Source organism: Candidatus Dormiibacterota bacterium, assembly GCA_035544955.1.
Lineage (GTDB): Bacteria > Chloroflexota > Dormibacteria > CF-121 > CF-121 > CF-13.
On record DASZZN010000014.1, the window covers coordinates 256,659 to 272,780 of the forward strand.

The 16,122-nt window shown below is 65.6% G+C and carries 20 protein-coding genes; 12 read left to right on the plus strand and 8 right to left on the minus strand.

Annotated features, from left to right (window positions below):
• Positions 1-13 precede the first annotated feature (13 nt).
• The 4 genes from VHK65_06505 to VHK65_06520 all read left to right on the plus strand — a co-directional run bounded on the left by VHK65_06505 (position 14) and on the right by VHK65_06520 (position 2,610).
• On the plus strand, positions 14-661 hold the full coding sequence (locus VHK65_06505; protein ID HVS05802.1) for a DoxX family protein: 648 nt from the start codon (positions 14-16) through the stop codon (positions 659-661).
• A 171-nt stretch (positions 662-832) separates the two neighbouring features.
• Positions 833-1,345: a hypothetical protein gene (locus VHK65_06510; protein ID HVS05803.1), complete on the plus strand. Its 513-nt coding sequence runs from the start codon at positions 833-835 to the stop codon at positions 1,343-1,345.
• 123 nt (positions 1,346-1,468) lie between these two features.
• A complete protein-coding gene (locus VHK65_06515; GenBank protein ID HVS05804.1) occupies positions 1,469-1,987 on the plus strand; it encodes an Hsp20/alpha crystallin family protein in 519 nt (172 codons plus the stop codon).
• A 149-nt stretch (positions 1,988-2,136) separates the two neighbouring features.
• A complete protein-coding gene (locus tag VHK65_06520) occupies positions 2,137-2,610 on the plus strand; it encodes a universal stress protein (protein HVS05805.1) in 474 nt (157 codons plus the stop codon).
• A 94-nt stretch (positions 2,611-2,704) separates the two neighbouring features.
• On the opposite strand, the gene VHK65_06525 is transcribed toward VHK65_06520, so the two are convergent.
• Entirely contained in the window at positions 2,705-2,875 is a 171-nt protein-coding gene (locus VHK65_06525) for a hypothetical protein (protein HVS05806.1), read from the minus strand.
• 247 nt (positions 2,876-3,122) lie between these two features.
• Positions 3,123-3,614, minus strand: a complete 492-nt coding sequence (locus VHK65_06530) for a hypothetical protein (protein ID HVS05807.1) — start codon at positions 3,612-3,614, stop codon at positions 3,123-3,125.
• 238 nt (positions 3,615-3,852) lie between these two features.
• Between VHK65_06530 and VHK65_06535 the strand changes: the two genes are divergently transcribed.
• Complete coding sequence (locus tag VHK65_06535) at positions 3,853-4,335, plus strand: hypothetical protein (GenBank protein HVS05808.1); 483 nt, start codon at positions 3,853-3,855, stop codon at positions 4,333-4,335.
• A gap of 444 nt (positions 4,336-4,779) precedes the next feature.
• On the opposite strand, the gene VHK65_06540 is transcribed toward VHK65_06535, so the two are convergent.
• On the minus strand, positions 4,780-5,241 hold the full coding sequence (locus VHK65_06540; protein ID HVS05809.1) for a universal stress protein: 462 nt from the start codon (positions 5,239-5,241) through the stop codon (positions 4,780-4,782).
• A 114-nt stretch (positions 5,242-5,355) separates the two neighbouring features.
• On the opposite strand from VHK65_06540, the gene VHK65_06545 reads away from it, so the two are divergent.
• Positions 5,356-5,751, plus strand: coding sequence for a CBS domain-containing protein (locus VHK65_06545; GenBank protein ID HVS05810.1), 396 nt, complete (start codon positions 5,356-5,358; stop codon positions 5,749-5,751).
• Positions 5,752-5,805: 54 nt separating this feature from the next.
• Here the strand turns inward: VHK65_06545 and VHK65_06550 are convergent, their stop codons facing one another.
• Entirely contained in the window at positions 5,806-7,314 is a 1,509-nt protein-coding gene (locus VHK65_06550) for an AAA family ATPase (protein ID HVS05811.1), read from the minus strand.
• Positions 7,315-7,546: 232 nt separating this feature from the next.
• Between VHK65_06550 and VHK65_06555 the strand changes: the two genes are divergently transcribed.
• Genes VHK65_06555 through VHK65_06565 form a run of 3 tightly spaced genes read left to right on the plus strand, consistent with a single transcriptional unit; the run spans position 7,547 to position 8,769 of the window.
• Entirely contained in the window at positions 7,547-7,768 is a 222-nt protein-coding gene (locus VHK65_06555) for a hypothetical protein (protein ID HVS05812.1), read from the plus strand.
• 10 nt (positions 7,769-7,778) lie between these two features.
• Entirely contained in the window at positions 7,779-8,309 is a 531-nt protein-coding gene (locus tag VHK65_06560; protein ID HVS05813.1) for a universal stress protein, read from the plus strand.
• Positions 8,310-8,340: 31 nt separating this feature from the next.
• Positions 8,341-8,769, plus strand: coding sequence for a pyridoxamine 5'-phosphate oxidase family protein (locus VHK65_06565; GenBank protein HVS05814.1), 429 nt, complete (start codon positions 8,341-8,343; stop codon positions 8,767-8,769).
• Positions 8,770-8,796: 27 nt separating this feature from the next.
• Here the strand turns inward: VHK65_06565 and VHK65_06570 are convergent, their stop codons facing one another.
• The 3 genes from VHK65_06570 to VHK65_06580 all read right to left on the minus strand — a co-directional run bounded on the left by VHK65_06570 (position 8,797) and on the right by VHK65_06580 (position 11,473).
• The gene (locus tag VHK65_06570; protein HVS05815.1) at positions 8,797-9,459 is read right to left on the minus strand and encodes a response regulator transcription factor; all 663 of its coding nucleotides are present in this window, start codon (positions 9,457-9,459) and stop codon (positions 8,797-8,799) included.
• 5 nt (positions 9,460-9,464) lie between these two features.
• Positions 9,465-9,776 carry a hypothetical protein gene (locus VHK65_06575; GenBank protein HVS05816.1) on the minus strand — a complete coding sequence of 104 codons (312 nt, stop codon included), beginning with the start codon at positions 9,774-9,776 and terminating at the stop codon, positions 9,465-9,467.
• Between the two features lie 77 nt (positions 9,777-9,853).
• Positions 9,854-11,473, minus strand: a complete 1,620-nt coding sequence (locus tag VHK65_06580; protein HVS05817.1) for a GAF domain-containing protein — start codon at positions 11,471-11,473, stop codon at positions 9,854-9,856.
• A 106-nt stretch (positions 11,474-11,579) separates the two neighbouring features.
• Here VHK65_06580 and VHK65_06585 point away from each other — a divergent pair, with 106 nt between their 5' ends.
• The 3 genes from VHK65_06585 (at position 11,580) to VHK65_06595 (ending at position 15,390) form a co-directional block, all read left to right on the plus strand.
• Positions 11,580-12,086 carry a hypothetical protein gene (locus VHK65_06585; protein HVS05818.1) on the plus strand — a complete coding sequence of 169 codons (507 nt, stop codon included), beginning with the start codon at positions 11,580-11,582 and terminating at the stop codon, positions 12,084-12,086.
• Positions 12,087-12,223: 137 nt separating this feature from the next.
• Positions 12,224-14,926 carry a magnesium-translocating P-type ATPase gene (gene mgtA / locus VHK65_06590; GenBank protein ID HVS05819.1) on the plus strand — a complete coding sequence of 901 codons (2,703 nt, stop codon included), beginning with the start codon at positions 12,224-12,226 and terminating at the stop codon, positions 14,924-14,926.
• A gap of 83 nt (positions 14,927-15,009) precedes the next feature.
• The gene (locus VHK65_06595; GenBank protein HVS05820.1) at positions 15,010-15,390 is read left to right on the plus strand and encodes a CBS domain-containing protein; all 381 of its coding nucleotides are present in this window, start codon (positions 15,010-15,012) and stop codon (positions 15,388-15,390) included.
• A 40-nt stretch (positions 15,391-15,430) separates the two neighbouring features.
• On the opposite strand, the gene VHK65_06600 is transcribed toward VHK65_06595, so the two are convergent.
• Positions 15,431-16,090, minus strand: a complete 660-nt coding sequence (locus VHK65_06600) for a response regulator transcription factor (GenBank protein HVS05821.1) — start codon at positions 16,088-16,090, stop codon at positions 15,431-15,433.
• Positions 16,091-16,122: the final 32 nt, after the last annotated feature.

A 16,122-nucleotide genomic window follows, 5' to 3' on the forward strand; every position in this document is an offset into this window, starting at 1 on the left:
AAGGAGGACTGAAATGAGAGTCTTTGGGGTGAACCCCTCCGCAAGCACACAGATTCCTGAACCGCCGATCGCTCGCTTCCTGTTCGCCGATACCCGCATGGCCTGGTTCTGGCTGATCGTCCGCCTCTACCTGGGCTACGAATGGCTGACCGCCGGTTGGGAGAAGATGACCGGCACCAGCATCAACATCACGTCGTTCGGCAAGTCGGTTGGAGGCGCCTGGGTCTTCGGGCCCAACGACGGCGCTGCGATCGCCGGCTTCGCGAAGCACGCCGCGAGCCTGTCAACCGGCGCGCACCCGGCCGTCCAGAGCTGGTACGCGAGCTTCCTGACGAACTTCGTGCAGCCGAATGCCGCGTTCTTCTCCTACCTCGTCACGTTCGGCGAGGTGCTGGTGGGGATCGGCCTGATCGTGGGTGGTCTGACCGGGATCGCCGCCTTCTTCGGGCTCGTGATGAACTTCAACTACCTGCTGGCGGGCGCGGTCAGCACCAACCCCGTCCTCGGCGTCCTGGCGCTCTTCGTGATCATGGCCTGGCGGATCGCCGGCTACTATGGCCTCGACCGGTACCTGCTTCCCCTCCTGGGAACTCCCTGGACCGGCCCGCTGCCGAAAGCGTTCGCACCGGCAACGACCAACAAGCCCGCGGTGACGGCCTGACCTCTTCGACACTGCGGTCGACCTGGAATGCCGGGCCGACCGCTTTTTCGTCTCGGGCCCCCTCGCAGCTATCTCCTGCCGGAAGTCCTCCCGGATTCGGGCCTAATGACTGGTGTTGCAACCGCGGGCCCGGCCGATCCTGAACCTAACCATGACAAGGAGGACATCACCATGATCACCCTCACGCCGCCGATCCCAGACGAGCGTCGGCCGTTTGCAGCGCCGATCGAGGCAATGCAGCGCGCGGCCGAGGCGGTCGGCCAAGCATCACTTGCCGAACTCCGGGCGCAGATCGACGCGACCTACACCTTCATGGCGGATCAGTTCATCCTGAAGGCCCAGGCCGGGGAGCAGACGACGGCGACACGCCTGGTTCGAAAGCTGCTGGCGCTTCGGGAGCGCCTCGTGTACAGCGAGTTCGGTGCCGCGGAGCAATATGCCCTTCGGAGCGTGCTATACGACCTCGATGAGCTCGTTGAACTTCACGCCTTTAAGGGCGGGACAACGATGGCACAGATCCCAGTCGGCGATCAAACGCCATTGCCTCCGCCACCGGATACCGCCACGACGAGCCAGGGCAGCTACTACCTGCGCTGGAAGCTCTATCGGGCCCAGGGTTCTCTGGTTGCCGCCGACGCTCAGCCTACGCTGGAGTCAAAGCCCACGACCGCCACCAAGCCGTAGTCCTGTCCCCGATGCCGTCGATCATCCGCCGCTGAACGACCCAAAGATCCCGGGTCGTTCAGCCCTGGGCTGTGGCGCCCAATCCGGATACGTTGGTCAGCGGACACCGTTCTAAGGAGGTGTATGTCCATGTTAAGGAGCATTTGGGACGAGCTGGAGGACATGAATCGGAAGTTCGACGAGGCGTTTCCCACGTTTTCGCCGCCGCCGGTCCGGAGGTACTCGAGCTTCCTTCGCGTACCGACGGTGACTTACGAGCGTCCGTTCGTTCCGGTAAGCGACGTCTTTGCCCTCAAGGGTGACCTGGTGATCCGGCTCGAGCTGCCGGGTATCGACCCGGAGACGGACGTCAAGATCGCGCTCGCAGAGGGCGAACTGGTCATCACCGGGGAGCGCAAGGTCGAGAAGATGGTCGAGGAGAAGGCCTTCTATCGGATGGAGACCTGGTCTGGCACCTTCGAACGTCACTTTCCCGTCCCCGAGACGATCGATGAGAACGCCATTGCGGCGACCTACAAGGACGGCATCCTGGAGGTGGTCGTGAAGGGCGCCCTGCAGCACCTCGAGGCCAAGAAGGAGAAGGCCGCGACGATCCCGATCCAGGTGGAGAAGGAGAAGGAACTGCTCACGTCAAAGGCCTGAGCCTCGGCGACCTCGCTCTCAAGGCGGCGACGTTCGCCGCCTTGATCTCTAGTCAGGACCATGGTCCGCTCCCGGCCGGGCCCTAGGTCTCTATTTCAGCCCTGGTTGACCGGGCATCCTCAAGGTAGAAGCAAGTGAGGTGAACAAAAATGTTTCAGCACATTCTGATCGCGGTCGACGGATCGCCGCATTCGCAGCAGACCATCCCGACGGCCATCGAACTCGCCAAGAAGTTCGGTGGCGACGTCTACGTCCTGCACGTGCGGGAGCGAGACATGGGACGGGCGGGTGCCTACCCGCTCGAGACGTCAGAGGATGCCCAGCAGCTAGTCAAGGAAGCCGTGAAGAAGGTCCGTGACGCCGGCGTTCCGGTACGGGGAGAGGCCTTCGGAGCGATGACCGGGCACGCGGCCAAGGCCATCGTGGAAACTGCGAAGACTGAGGGGTCGGATCTAATCATCATGGGATCCCGCGGGCTCTCCGACCTGGCGGGCCTGCTGTTGGGCAGCGTCACCCATAAGGTGGCCCAGCTAACCCACACGCCCGTATTGATCGTCCGCGCGCCCGAACTGGCCGCCAAGGCGGAGCCGGTCGGCGTAGCAGCCGAGAAGACCGTTTCGTAGCCGCTCTTTCGAGTCCGTACGACTGGACCGCTCCTGCAGACTTTGGCGATCCATCCCGCTAGAGGCTGCAGGATCCGAGCGGCGACGACTCCGGCTAGGCGATTCGCAGAGCGCCGGGATGTGACAGACTGCTTACCGGCACAAGGGCCTCGAACGGAGCGTAGAGCACTCGGAAGGTGCGATCAGCCAGCCTGTGCTTGACGGCGAGCGCGCTGGCCGCCGCGATCGCTGCATCAATCGCCGCGTTCGCCATGTCGGGTTCCATGAGGGCGTCGCGCTGTGGCCGTCGAGCTGCCTGAAGGACCGCGGCTGGAACTGACGCCCATAGCTCCGCACTGGCGCTGCGGGCGGCTTCGATCGCGGCCAGGCCCGTGGACCATTCTGGATCCTGAGAGGAGGTACGAAAACTCAGAGCGACTGTGTACCACCAGATTGGCTTCTGATGATCGATGGCGGCAAGGAAACGCTCAACCAGATCTGCGTTGGGCGCTCTTGTACTCGGTCCGATGGGTTCACCAGTGTTGGGCGTCGCGGAGCAGGCGGCGCACGGCGAGCAGCAGGGATTCCCGTCCCGGATCGGCAGTCAGGCAGGCGATCTGTTCGGGCCGAAACGACTGCTTGCGATGCGGCTGGCTGGAGATGACCACGACTGGCTTGCCCAGAGCCAGGTAGTGGCGAAGCAGTCGCCATCCCGGGAGTCCCTTGCGGGACACGGTACTTAGTGGCTGCGAGTTCAGAACCACGATGTCGGCCGCCATGGACAGAGCACATCGCTCGCCACGCGCGCCCAAACACGTGAAGTCGGGCGCGTGCGGTCCCGGGCAGTTGATGGGTTGCAGACCGGCTTCTTCGAGCCAGGCGCCGTACTGGTCGCGGCGGACCTCGTTCGGTTCAACGAGAAGGACGGTGCCCGTCAATCGATCCTGACCGTGCCGCTCGCGGAGTAGGTCGCGTTCATCGGACGCCTTCGCTTCTGGCCGATTCCGGTCGATCTCGACGTCCATCGACACAATCCTGCGGCATAAGTTCGCTGGCCCTACGGGTCATCCGGCCCCCTGCTGCCGGGACCTTAGTCCCGCGGCCCAAGGGGGCGGTGATCGGTTCCCCCAAAGCGGTGACTCGGACAACCCTCGTTTCCAGACTCTGCCGCGCTGAGGCGAACGGTCCTGAGAAGAGAGGACCAATGTCCCTGACGTGAAGAGGTGTGGGGAGGCATCCTTTGACGGACAAGGCTTAATAAGGATGTTTGCCCAGCATGTCGTTCCGCTTCCGTACAGCTTTAGCACCGTCGAACGCGCTCTGACGGACCCAGAACGCGCCTGGACGGTCGGGCTGGACGGAGCAGGCGGTGCCGAACTGCTGGCTCGAGTCGGAGTGAAGATCGCTCGAGTGCCGGTGTACAAGCACGTGAAGCTCGAGCTCGGTCAGCCGCCGCTGAGGATCGGCGCCAATCGGATGCTGATGCCCGTCAGCTGGCAGACCTCTGGGGGACCGCCGCTTTTTCCAGCGCTCGAAGGCCACCTCGAAATTGAGGGAGCCGGCCCAGCGCAAACGACGCTTAGCCTGAAAGCGAATTACGCGCCACCGCTTGGACCGCTCGGGAAGATCATTGACCGCACGGTTCTTCGGGGTCTCGCCCACGCGACGGTGAAAGACTTCGTGGAACGCCTTGCTGGAGAGCTCGATGTCCAGATTCGGAAGTCATCGCAGCCAGCGGCTCACTGATCCCGGCAGGCATAACAGCCCCGAGCCCGCTGACGCTCAATCTATCGACGCCACGGGTGCGCCCAGTGGCGGCACCGTTCCCTTTACGGAGGGCGAGTTAGTCGACCACATCCGCCATGGGACAAGTCGATACGGGGGTATCCGACTGCTGGAGACCGGTGGAATTGTAAAGCAGTACCTCCAACTCGAGTACGCGGGCGGAGACCGCATTTACGTACCGATCGAGCACATAGGTCGCGTGCAAAAACGCCCAGCCCAGGACGGAGAGCCGGCGAAATTGGACCGGACGCCACGGTTGGACTCGTTTTCCAACACGGTATCGGCCAAGCGCTGACATCAGCCTCCCGCATTGCCGGCTAGGTTTGGAGTGCGGTGCCAAGCCTCCTGCGACGCCTTCCAACGGACCGGGTTGTACGCACGAAGCCTTAAAGCTGGAGTCGCGGATTAGGCAGCCGGTGCCGGCGCCTGCGAGATCAAGAGCACGGGGCGCTTGCTCTGGAGAACGAGTTCATGGCTGACACTGCCAAGCACAAGTTCGGCAACGCCGCCCCGACCGCGACGCCCGACCACGATCACATCAGCATTGACCTCGTCGGCGACGCGGGTGATGACGGAGGCGGCTCGGCCGTCCTCCATCACGGTCCGGTAGCGGACACCCGCATCTTTCAACGGCTTACACCATTGCCCTTCGAATTCTGTCTTCATCTCCGCCCGCCATTCGGGGTCGGGTTGGGGCGGCACCCCTCCAGCCGCCGACGCAAACCAGGTCGGCAGATCGATCGCATACACGGCCACTACCTCGGAACCCATTCCGCGTGCCATGCGCACCGCCCACTCCAGGGCAGTGGCCGCGTGGTCCGATCCATCGATGCCAACGACGATCCGCGCGATGCTCGGCTGTGCCATCTTCTGCGGCTTCAGTAGAGCATGGGAGATCGGCCCCTGATGCGCCTGGAAGTCCTCATCGTTACAGGACTTCCGGCCCTGGATTGAGTCACGGACCGCGGCTAACGTCGGGCCGTGAAGATCACGGGACTCTACACGAAGCAGATCATCACGGCTGAGAAGTCGGACACGATCGTCGCCGTGGCATCGCGGCTGAGCGAGCACGACATCGGCGCGCTGCCGGTGATGGAAAAGGGGCGGCTGATCGGCATCATCAGCGAGCGGGACCTCGTTCGCGCCATCGCCCAGGGCGATTCTCCTCAGGGCAGCATCGCCGGCCGCATGACCGCCGGCGCCGCCTGGATCGCACCGGACGCTGACTCGCACGAGGTTGCCCACAAGATGCTGGCCCTCGGTATTCGCCACTTGCCCGTGGTGGAGATGGGACAGGTGCTGGGCATGATCTCGGCCCGCGATTTACTCGGCCTGGAGGCTGGCTTGGCCTACCTGAGATCGGAGCGGAAAACCTAGCCCGGAATGCTGGCCGTTTTCGTAGGCCAGGGTTGAAACCAGCTCGCCGTCATTTCACGACGCAGCGGTAACCGGGGCCGGATAGGGTTCCTCGCTCGGCAGGAGCGCGCTGACGACCGCGTCAAAGGTGATCGCCTCGAGGGCGGACGCCACGCTCGCCGTGGGCTCGACGGTTGTGTCAATCGTGGTCGCCCTGGGCCAGGCAGCGAAGAGGGGAGCCATGCGCGCGTGCGTCTCAGGAGATGCGTCGGAGGCGTCGCCGCCCTGTTTCCGCGCGGCCAGCCGGGCGCTCGCGATGGCGCTAGGCGCCTGGCAATGCAGGGCGACCAGGTCGCTGTAGGTCTCAGCGGCGACCCGGGCCGCGGCCAGCCGCCACTGGGGATCGTGCCAGGAGGCGTCCAGGATGACCGACTCGCCGCGCTCGAGGGCGATGCACGCGCGGCGAAGCAGCTCTTCGTAAGTCGCCCTGGTGCGCGCTGGCGTGTACAGGCCACTTTCCCAGGGCGCGAGAGCAGGGTCAGACGCCCCGAGGCGTCCTTGCTGTTTGCGGATCTCATCCGACCGGAGCACGGCCCAGCCCTTCGCCTGGCCGACGGCCGCGGCAAGCGTCGACTTCCCGGTCCCTGGGAGACCTCCCACAAGTACCAGGGCGACCAGGCTCTTCTCCAGATGACGGCGCGTCAGCTCGAGCAGCTGCGCCGGGTCTTCGCCCCCCTCTGCGCCCTGGGCGCGGCGAAGGCAGGCGACCTTCGCCCGGATATGGGCCCGGTAGGCGATGTAGTGGTGGCGAAGCGAGGTTGGGGCGTGCGTGCCGCTGAACTCCTCGTACCAGCCCAGGAAACGCTCCGCCTCCTTCGGGAGGCCGAGCCGTTCAAGGTCCATGGCGAGGAAGGCCACGTCGGCGAGCACGTCACCGTGGCGCAGCCGGTCGTCGAACTCCAGGCAGTCGAGAATGCGCGGGTAGTCGTCCAAGCAGAAGATGTCCTCTGACTTGAGATCGCCGTGCCCGTCCCGGACGAAGCCATGCGCGATGCGCTCGTCGAAGAGGCGCTGGCGGCCAGCGAGGTAGCGGCGCACCAGCACCTCGACGCGCATCGCGGCCTCGTGGTCGAGGAGCGAGCCGTAGAACGGTCGCATCTCTCGAAAGCTCTGCTCCCAGTTCGCGAGTACGGCGTCGCGGGTCGCGGCCGCCGCGATTTCCGGTGACGTCTCGGCGCGGGCGTGGAAGGCGGCGACGGTTCGCGCGATGCGACGGAGATCCTCCGTGACCGGCGTGCCGCGCTCGACCAGGGTGGCAAGTCGCCGCTCCTCCGGCATCCGTCGCATCACCACCAGGTGGTCACAGACCGTACCCTCGGGGCCGACCACGTCCGCGACGCCCAGGTAGACGTCGGGCGCAATCCGGCGGTTGAGCTCCACTTCGCGCCGGCAGGCGACTTCCCGCGCTGCCCGTGTGGAGAAGTCCAGGAAGGCGAACTTCACCGGCTTCTTCAGCTTGTACGCGCGGTCACCCGCGAACACCACGACGCTACAGTGGGTCTCGGAAAGACCAGCTCTGCGCATTTCGGGCTCCTGCGGCTTCAAGCCTGAGGCGCAGATCGCGGATGGTCACGGTGCGGAGGTCCCGAACATCTGGGGACTAATGCCTCTCATGGAGCTTGTCGAACTGCGATAGAAACAGGGGTGCCGGAATAAACCGGCAGGGCTGAGGCGCCGTCCGGTCGGCCCTAACTGGGCGGGACCCTCGGCCCTGTAATACGTGGCTTGTCTGGCCGATGCTGAGGGCCGGAGGAATGTGATGCAGAAGACACTCGAGCGTGAACCCACAACCCCGACACCACTCGCAGAAGAGCACGTCGCAATCGAGGACCAACTGTTTAGCTCGGCATGCGACGCAAAGCGCGTACCGGACGGCCTCCATTGGGGGCGCAAGATCGACCGTGAGGATCGGCCAGTCAGCGATGAGGACTTCCAGAGCTGGGTGGAAACGACGCTCTGGTATCTGGCTGCGCCTTAGGAGGATCGCCATGGAGCGCGAAATGCGATCCCGGCGGATTGTCGTCGGCCTCGATGGGTCGGAGGGTTCGAGCCGCGCGCTGCAGTGGGTGGTTGACACCGCCAAGCCACTCGACGCGGAGGTTGTCGCTGTCCACGTGCACCATCTGGCGGCCTACCTACCCGCGGCGATGGGCGTGACTCCCCCGATGGATACGCGAAAGTGGTATGAAGAGCTCCAGCGGGCGTTCACTCAGGACTGGTGCGCCCCACTCCGGAGGGCGGGCGTTCGCTACCGCCCGGTCTTCGACGATGGGACCGCTCCGGCGGCATCATCTCTGATGCGGATCGCTCAGCAGGAAGGCGCGGACATGATTGTCGTGGGCTCGCGCGGCCTCGGCGGTTTTGCCGAGCTGCTGCTTGGGAGTGTCAGCCACCAGCTCGCCCACCACAGCCCGATCCCGGTGGTGATCGTCCCGCCAGTGCAGAAGGAGGTGGCCAGGGAATCGAAGCCGGCTGTCCAGGCGGCCGTACAACGTGGGACCCTCGCTCCAATCTTCTGACGCCAACCTTCGACATCGATGCCAAGTGACCATGCGCCACCGCGACCCATTGGAGAACGTGGCACAAGCGGAATGCGTGCGGCTGCTCAAGTCACAGCATCTGGGTCGAATCGGGATCGTCGGTCGCGATGGCCAGCCATTGATCTTCCCCGTCAACTATTTCTTCGATGAGGGCGTTGTGGTTCTGCGGACGGACCCGGGAACCAAGCTGGAGCTGGCGCCGGAGGCCAGGGTCAGCTTCGAGATCGATGGCTGGGACGCCGCGGCCGGGCAAGGATGGAGCGTGCTCGTCCTCGGGCTCGCGCACGACATCACCGACCCGCCTGACGCCTGGGCGGAGCGAATGCGCCGCTGGCCAGTCCGGCCGGTGGCGCCCGGCTCGCGTCAGCACTGGCTGGGGGTTTGGGCGAACCAGATCACAGGCCGCCGTTTCTACCAGGAACCGCGGCCTGCCCGCTGACCCCGCTGCTATCGATGGTGGGATCGTTTACGCCTCAGGCGCGCTGTGACGAGCCAGATACGCGGCGGCTTCCGCGCGCCGGGCGACCTCCAGCTTCGAGAGGATGCTGGAGACGTAATTCTTGACGGTCTTTTCGGCCAGGTGCAGGTCGTCCCCGATCTGGCGGTTCGTCTTCCCGTCCGCCACCTCGCCGAGGATCCGCTCCTCTTGCGCCGACAGCCGGGCGAGCCGCTCGTCGCGGAGCAGATGCTTGCCTTTGCGCAGCCGGTCGAGAACGCTTTTGGTGACGGCCGGATCCAGGAGGTTCTGCCCGGCACCGACGGCCCGGATCGCCCGGACCAGGTCGCCGCCCTTGACCTGCTTGAGCACATAGCCGGACGCGCCGGCCATGATCGACGCGAAGAGGGCTTCGTCGTCAGCAAACGTCGTCAGCATCAGGACCTGCGTATTCGGCAGCCGGGTGCGGATTTCCCGCGTGGCTTCAATGCCGCTTCCGTCGGGCAGCCGAATATCCATCACCACGACGTCGGGTTTTAACCACTCGGCTCGCTCGATCGCCTCCCGCACGCCGCCGGCTTCCCCCGCCAGGCTGATCCCTTCGGCGTCCTGGAGGAGAGCCTTGATCCCGCCGCGAACCACCTCGTGGTCATCGACGATCATCACGCGGAGGGCCAGCGCCGGTTCAGCCATCCCGGCTACCAGGGTTCGTAGGCGCGCTCGCGAAGATCGCGCCGCACGATGTGACCGTAGCGCCTGGTGGGCCGGTGGCCGTTCCCAGTCTCCGCCGCCGGCTCGCTTGGCAGGCCGGCTGCGGATGGCTGCGGTTCGACGCCGAGCGTGACTGTGGCGAGTATGGAGGCGTCGACCACCGCGATGGTCTCGAACTGGCCCCCTTCGGAACGCTCTGGACGCATCCGCTGAATCTCCACGAGGGGCCCGTTTACAAACAGACGATCGACATCGTCGATCGTGTAACTCGTTTCCGTGGTTTGGATATAGGCTTTCATGACGCTGCCATCCTGGCCCTACCGGACCAGGCCATCTAGGGCCGCAGGTCCCGGCTCAGTCGGGACGTTCGAGCCGGTCAGCTGGCGAGGGTGATCCGGAGGTTGGTTCCCTCTCCGGCCACGCTCTGGATGGCGAGTTGCCCGCCAATGGCCTGGACCCGCTCACGGATGTTGCGCATGCCCTGGCCGCTCGGGGGGGCCGCGGGATCAAAGCCCCGACCATCGTCGTCGATCTGCAACACCGCCCCCCCGTCCTCACGGTGCAGGCTGACCCGACAGGTGGCTGCCCCAGCGTGCCGTCCCACGTTAGAGAGCGCCTCGCGAGTGAGCTGGACCAGGTCCGCCGCTCGGGCGGCCAGCTCGGCGGCGAGCGACGCGTCGATGTCCACGACCGTCGTCACCCCAGTCTTCTGCTCGAAGTCGCGCGCCAGGTCCTGGAGGGCTTGCTCCAGCTGACGGTCCGCGAGCAAGCCCGGCCGTAAGCCGAAGATGTAGTTACGCAGATCTCGGATCGCCCGATCGATCTCGCCCACCGCGGACTCGACACGCGCTTCGACTTCGGGGTTTCCACTCCGGCTGGCGGTCGCCTGCAACCCCATCCCGACCGCGAAGAGCGACTGGATGACGCCGTCGTGGAGCTCGCGAGCAATCCGCTCCCGCTCGTCGAAGACGGCCAGGCGCCGCAGCTCGCCCTGCACCCGCGCGTACTCAAGGGCGACCGACGCCTGGTTGGCAAAGGTCTCGACGAGCCGGACGTCCTCGTCATCGAAGGCGAGGCCGCCAAGCGAATTCGCGACCGCCAGGGTCCCGAATGCCTTCCCCTGCACGATCAGCGGCACCACGATCATGGGCCCCATCCGGCCGAGGGCGATCACCGGCTGGTACGCCCGTGGATCGCGCGAGGCGTCGGCCAGGACGGTCGTCTGCCCGTTACGCATCACGTCGCCAGACACGGAGCCCTCCAGCGGCACCGGCTGGCCGCGCAACTGCTGAGCGCGCGCGCCGACCGCGATCTTCACCACGAATCCGGCGTCCTGTTGGTTGAGTTCCCGGGCAACGATGGTCGTCGTGCTGGCGCCCACCAGTTCCCGCGCATGCCGCGCCACCATCTGCAGGACGACGTCGAGCTCCTTCCCCGCCAGGATGGCGGTGCTGATCTCTTGGACCGCTGCCATCCAGCGCTCCCGGCGGCGGGTTTCCTCGTACAGGTTCGCGTTCTCGATCGCCACGCCCGCCTGCGTTGCCAGCACCAGCAGGGCGGCCTCGTCCTCGGCATCGAATTCGGAACCGCCCTGCTTCTCGGTGAGGTAGATGTTCCCGAACACCGTCCCGCGAGCCTTTACGGGAGCGCCCAGGAAGGAGGACATCGGCGGATGATTCGGAGGGAAGCCCACGGAGCGGGGGTCGTCGGCAATTCGCGGGAGCCGAAGGGGCACGGCCTCACGAATCAGGACGCCTAGGATCCCTTTGCCCACCGGGAGGGGGCCGATGGCGCGGCGTTCCTCTGGCGTGATGCCCGTGGTGATGAAGTCTTTGATCCGGCTGTCAGGGCCGAGCACACCAAGCGCGCCGTATCGGGCCCGCGTTAGCTTCACCGCCAGCTCCACGATCCGCTGCAGCACCACCGGGAGCGACAGATCCGAGGATAGGGCCAGAGCCGACTCGAGAAGCTCGTCCCTGTCCTTCCCTGAGATCATGAGTGCGTCCATCCCCTCCCGAACTGTGACTGGACGCGCCGGGGGCCCGTCGCATTCAGGACCTTTAGCCCGAGTCCCACCAACGCGGTCCGCGCAGACTCATTGTATGGACTTGTTTGTGCGCTACTTCGTCGAGCTTCCGCTTCCCGTTGCTGCCGTCGATCACGGCCTCGACCGCATTCCCCGCGAGTGGCTGGTGGGCATGGCCACCGTGGCTCATGTGCGCGCCGAGAGCCTGCTGCTGGAGGCCGGCATCGATCTCAACGCCCGGATTGGCGGAAGCGTGGTGGACCTAGCCATGGCTGCACCCGTTCGCGCCGGCTCGACGACCCGCCGGCCGATGACATGGTCCGCTGTCGGTGCTGGTTGCATCTTCCCGATCCTCCGCGGCGACCTTGAGGTCGGAAGCCTTGGTCACCAGAGCGCGCAGCTGGCCGTCTCTGGCGGCTACCACCCACCCTGCGACAACCTGCCGGCTGAGGATCGGGGCACCGCACTCCGTGCGGGCGAGGCCGCGCTGAAAGAGTTCCTCGATCGGCTAGCATTGGCCGTCACGGTTCTGACTCGTGAAGCTCCGATCGGGCCGCCCGCCTTAGCCGTCGCGCGGCGCTAAAGCCCGGCCGGTTCACTCCGGCACCTTAGTTCAAGCCGATGCTGCGTCGCGGTGATTGGAACAATCGTCCCGCGATCCGCGGGCCATCCAGGCCTCCGGCAAACCTTAAGGGCAGTCCCTATGGTGAGCGCAGGCAGATGCAGCTGACCCAGATGCACATACCTGGTTCGTCGCCGTCGACAGACGTGGAAGCCTGGCGGGGAATGGACCTTGCCGGGTCTGGTGCCTCGACCAGTGAGGCCGTCCTCGCCGCCCTCGGCACATCCCCTGAGGGGCTCAGCGACGCTGAGGCGGCCCGCCGGCTCAAAGAAATCGGCCCGAACGCGATCGAGAGCCATGGCGTGCGTCCGGTGGTGGTGTTCCTGCGCCAGTTGCAGAACCCGCTGCTGATTCTGCTGGGAGTGGCCACTGCCACCGCCTTCTTCTTTGGCGAGCGCACGGATGCGTTGATCATCAGCGTGATCCTCGCGCTCAGTATCGGGCTTGGCTTCTTCAACGAATATCGTTCAGAGCGGGCGCTCGCCGCCCTCCATGCGCGGATCCGGCACCAGGCAATGGCCGTGCGCGGCGGCAAGCTGACCCAGGTGGACGTGACCCAGCTTGTGCCGGGTGATGTCGTCCTGCTCGATGTTGGCGACGTGGTTGCCGCCGACCTGCGCCTGCTCGAGGTCCACGCGCTGGAGTGCGATGAGGCTGTCCTGACCGGGGAGTCGATGACGGCAGCAAAGACAGCCCAGAAGGTGGCGCCGGGAGCCTCCTCGCTGAAACTGCCCTCCTGCGCCTTTATGGGAACGGTGGTCCGCGCGGGGACCGGCCGCGCCGTGGTGGTGCGCACGGGCGCGACGACGACCTTCGGCCGGATCGCAACCCAGCTCGCCCGGCGTCCCGCGGAGACCGCGTTCCAGCTCGGGCTGCGCGACTTCTCGCTCCTCCTGGTGCGGGTCACCGCTGTCCTGACCATCTCGATCTTCGTCCTGAATGCCCTTCTGGGCCGGTCCCTGTTAGAGGCGGCGCTCTTCTCGCTGGCGGTCGCGGTCGGGCTCACGCCCCAGTTGCTTCCCGCCATCGTGACGATCAGCCTCTCCCTCGGCGCCCGGCGCCTGGCGGCGCGATCCGTCCTGGTCAAGCGCCTGGTCAGCATCGAGGACCTTGGCAACATCGAGGTGCTCTTCACCGACAAGACGGGCACGTTGACCGAGGGGCGCATTACCTTTGAGGCCGCGGTGGATCTGCACGGCCAGCCCTCTACCGAGGCGCTGACCCTGGGGTTGGTCTGTAACTCCGCCGCCGTCGAGGATGGCCGGCCAGTGGGAGGCAACCCGCTGGACCGGGCGCTCTGGGAAGGCGCGGGAGACCTCGCACCCGCGGCACTGGCCTTCCGGCGTCTGGCCGAAGCGCCCTTCGACTACGACCGCAAGCTGATGTCGGTGCTGGTCGAGGACAAGGATGGGTACCGGCGCGTGGTCACCAAGGGCGCGCCGGAGGCTGTCTTGGCCCGTTGCGCTTTAGTCCCCGAGGCCACCCGTGAGACCCTCGACAGGCAGTTTGCGGCTGGCTTCCGAGTGGTGGCCGTGGCCAGCAAGCAGGCCGATGGGCTCACGGAGCTCCATCCGGAGGACGAACGGGACCTGAGCCTGGACGGCATGCTCACCTTCATCGACCCGCTCAAGCCGGATGCGGGGCGTTCCCTCGGCCGGCTCGCCCGGCTTGGTGTCACGGTCAAGATCGTGACCGGCGACAACGACCGAGTGGCCCGCAAGGCCTGCACCGACCTCGGCATTCCGGTGTCAGGGGTCCTGACCGGTGCCCAGCTTGACGCGCTGCCAGACTCCAGCCTCCAGGCGGCGCTCCCCCAGACCACGATCTTTGCCCGCGTCACGCCCGAACAGAAGTCGCGGATCATCCGGCTGCAGCGCGCCAGCGGCACGGATGTCGGCTTCCTCGGCGACGGCGTCAACGACGCCGTCGCCCTGCACGATGCCGACGTGGGGATCTCGGTCGAGTCGGCGACCGATGTCGCCAAGGACGCCGCTGACATCGTGCTCCTGGAAAAGGACCTCGACATCCTGGCGGATGGCGTTGCAGAGGGGCGGAGGATCTTCTCGAACACGATCAAGTACGTGCTGATGGGCACTTCGTCCAACTTCGGCAATATGTTCAGCGCGGCCGGTGCCTCCCTGGTGCTGCCGTTTCTGCCGATGACGCCGACCCAGATTCTGCTCAACAACCTTCTTTATGACGTAAGCGAGATGACCATTCCGACCGATCGGGTGGATGAGGAGCTTCTGCAGCGACCCGCCCACTGGGACATGGCGTTCATCCGCCGCTTCATGCTCTTCTTCGGACCGATCAGCTCCGTCTTCGACTTTCTGACCTTCGGCGTGATGCTCTGGGTCTTCCATGCCACCCATAGCCTGTTCCAGACTGGATGGTTCGTAGAATCGTTGGCCACCCAGACGCTAGTGATCTTCATCATCCGGACACGCCGGGTACCCTTCCTGCGCAGTGCCCCCAGCACGCCGCTGCTTGTCACCAGCCTCGCTAGTGTGGCGGTCGGCGCCCTCGTGCCGTTCAGTCCGCTGGCTTCGCTGTTTGGGTTTACGAGGTTGCCGGCCGGGTTTTTCGGGATCCTGGTTGCCATGATCGTCACCTATCTGCTGCTCGCGGAGCTCGGCAAGACCCTGTTCTTCCGTCCGGAGCGCGGCGTCCGTCCTCTGGCTCATGAAATCCCGCCGCACCACCGGTGGCTACTCAGGCGAGGGACCCGGTGGAGCGTCCGTCATCGGGATCCATCGAGCCGCCGGCCTCAGTCAACGGCGGCTCCAGCCGAACGGGCTTAGGCCGGCCTTCGTCGAGTTGGTCCGCTATCCACGGGACCTTCGGCCCTGTCAGTGCGGTCCCAGAATGGCATGCTGGGGCACGGATGAAGGTCGAAACCATCTTCAGGCCCGGAGTGGTCAGCGCCCACGTCGACGAGAATTTGAAGAGCGCCGCGACGCGGATGCGCGCGGAGGACATCAGCGCCCTTGCCGTGGTGGAAGCTGGTTCGCTGGTTGGCATCCTGACCGAGCGTGACCTAGTGCAGGCGATCGCAGACGGCGCCGACCCCGAAGTCACCCCGGTAGCCTCCTACGCCAGCTTTCGGCCGGCTGCGGCGGAGCCCGACGAGGATATCCGGGACGTGGCCGCCCGGATGCTAGAGCTTGGAGTTCGTCACCTGCCCGTCGTGAGGGGAACCGACATCCTGGGCATGATCTCGGCGCGTGACCTCCTCGCCCACGAAACCTGGCGGCCGCGGTCGTGAAGAGACCAGCGGGTAGTGCGAATCAGTGAGGCGACCCGGGTCAGGTGCCGGGATCCTTGGTATGACGGGCGAGGTAGGCGGCCGCCTCGGCGCGACGGGCGACCTCGAGCTTCGACAGAATGCTGGTCACGTAGTTTTTCACCGTCTTCTCGGCGAGGTGCAGCTGCTCTCCGATCTCGCCGTTGGTCTTGCCGTCGGCGATCAGCGCAAGGATCCGTTCCTCCTGGCCTGACAGGCGGGCGAGGCGTTCGTCCTTGAGCAGGTGCTTGCCCTTTCGCAGCCGATCCAGGACGCCCTTGGTGACGGCCGGGTCGAGCAGGCTCTCCCCGCGGCCCACGGTACGGATGGCGCGGACCAGGTCTGGCCCATGGATCTGCTTGAGCACATACCCGGCGGCCCCGGCCATGATCGAGGCGAACAGGGCATCGTCGTCGGCATAAGTGGTTAGCATTAGCACCTGCGTCTTCGGCAGTTTCGCGCGGATCTCGCGGGTAGCCTCGATGCCGCTGCCATCCGGCAGCCGGATATCCATGATGACGACGTCCGGCCGAGCCCACTCCACTCGGGCGATGGCGTCCTTGACTGTGGCGGCCTCCCCCGCGACCGTGATGTCTGATTCCGCCTCCAGCAGCGACTTGATGCCGTTCCGCACGACCTCGTGGTCGTCGACCAGGACCACTCGTAAGGGCATGGTGCTCATCTGGTGCTATGTTCGCAAAAAGGGAAGTTCGA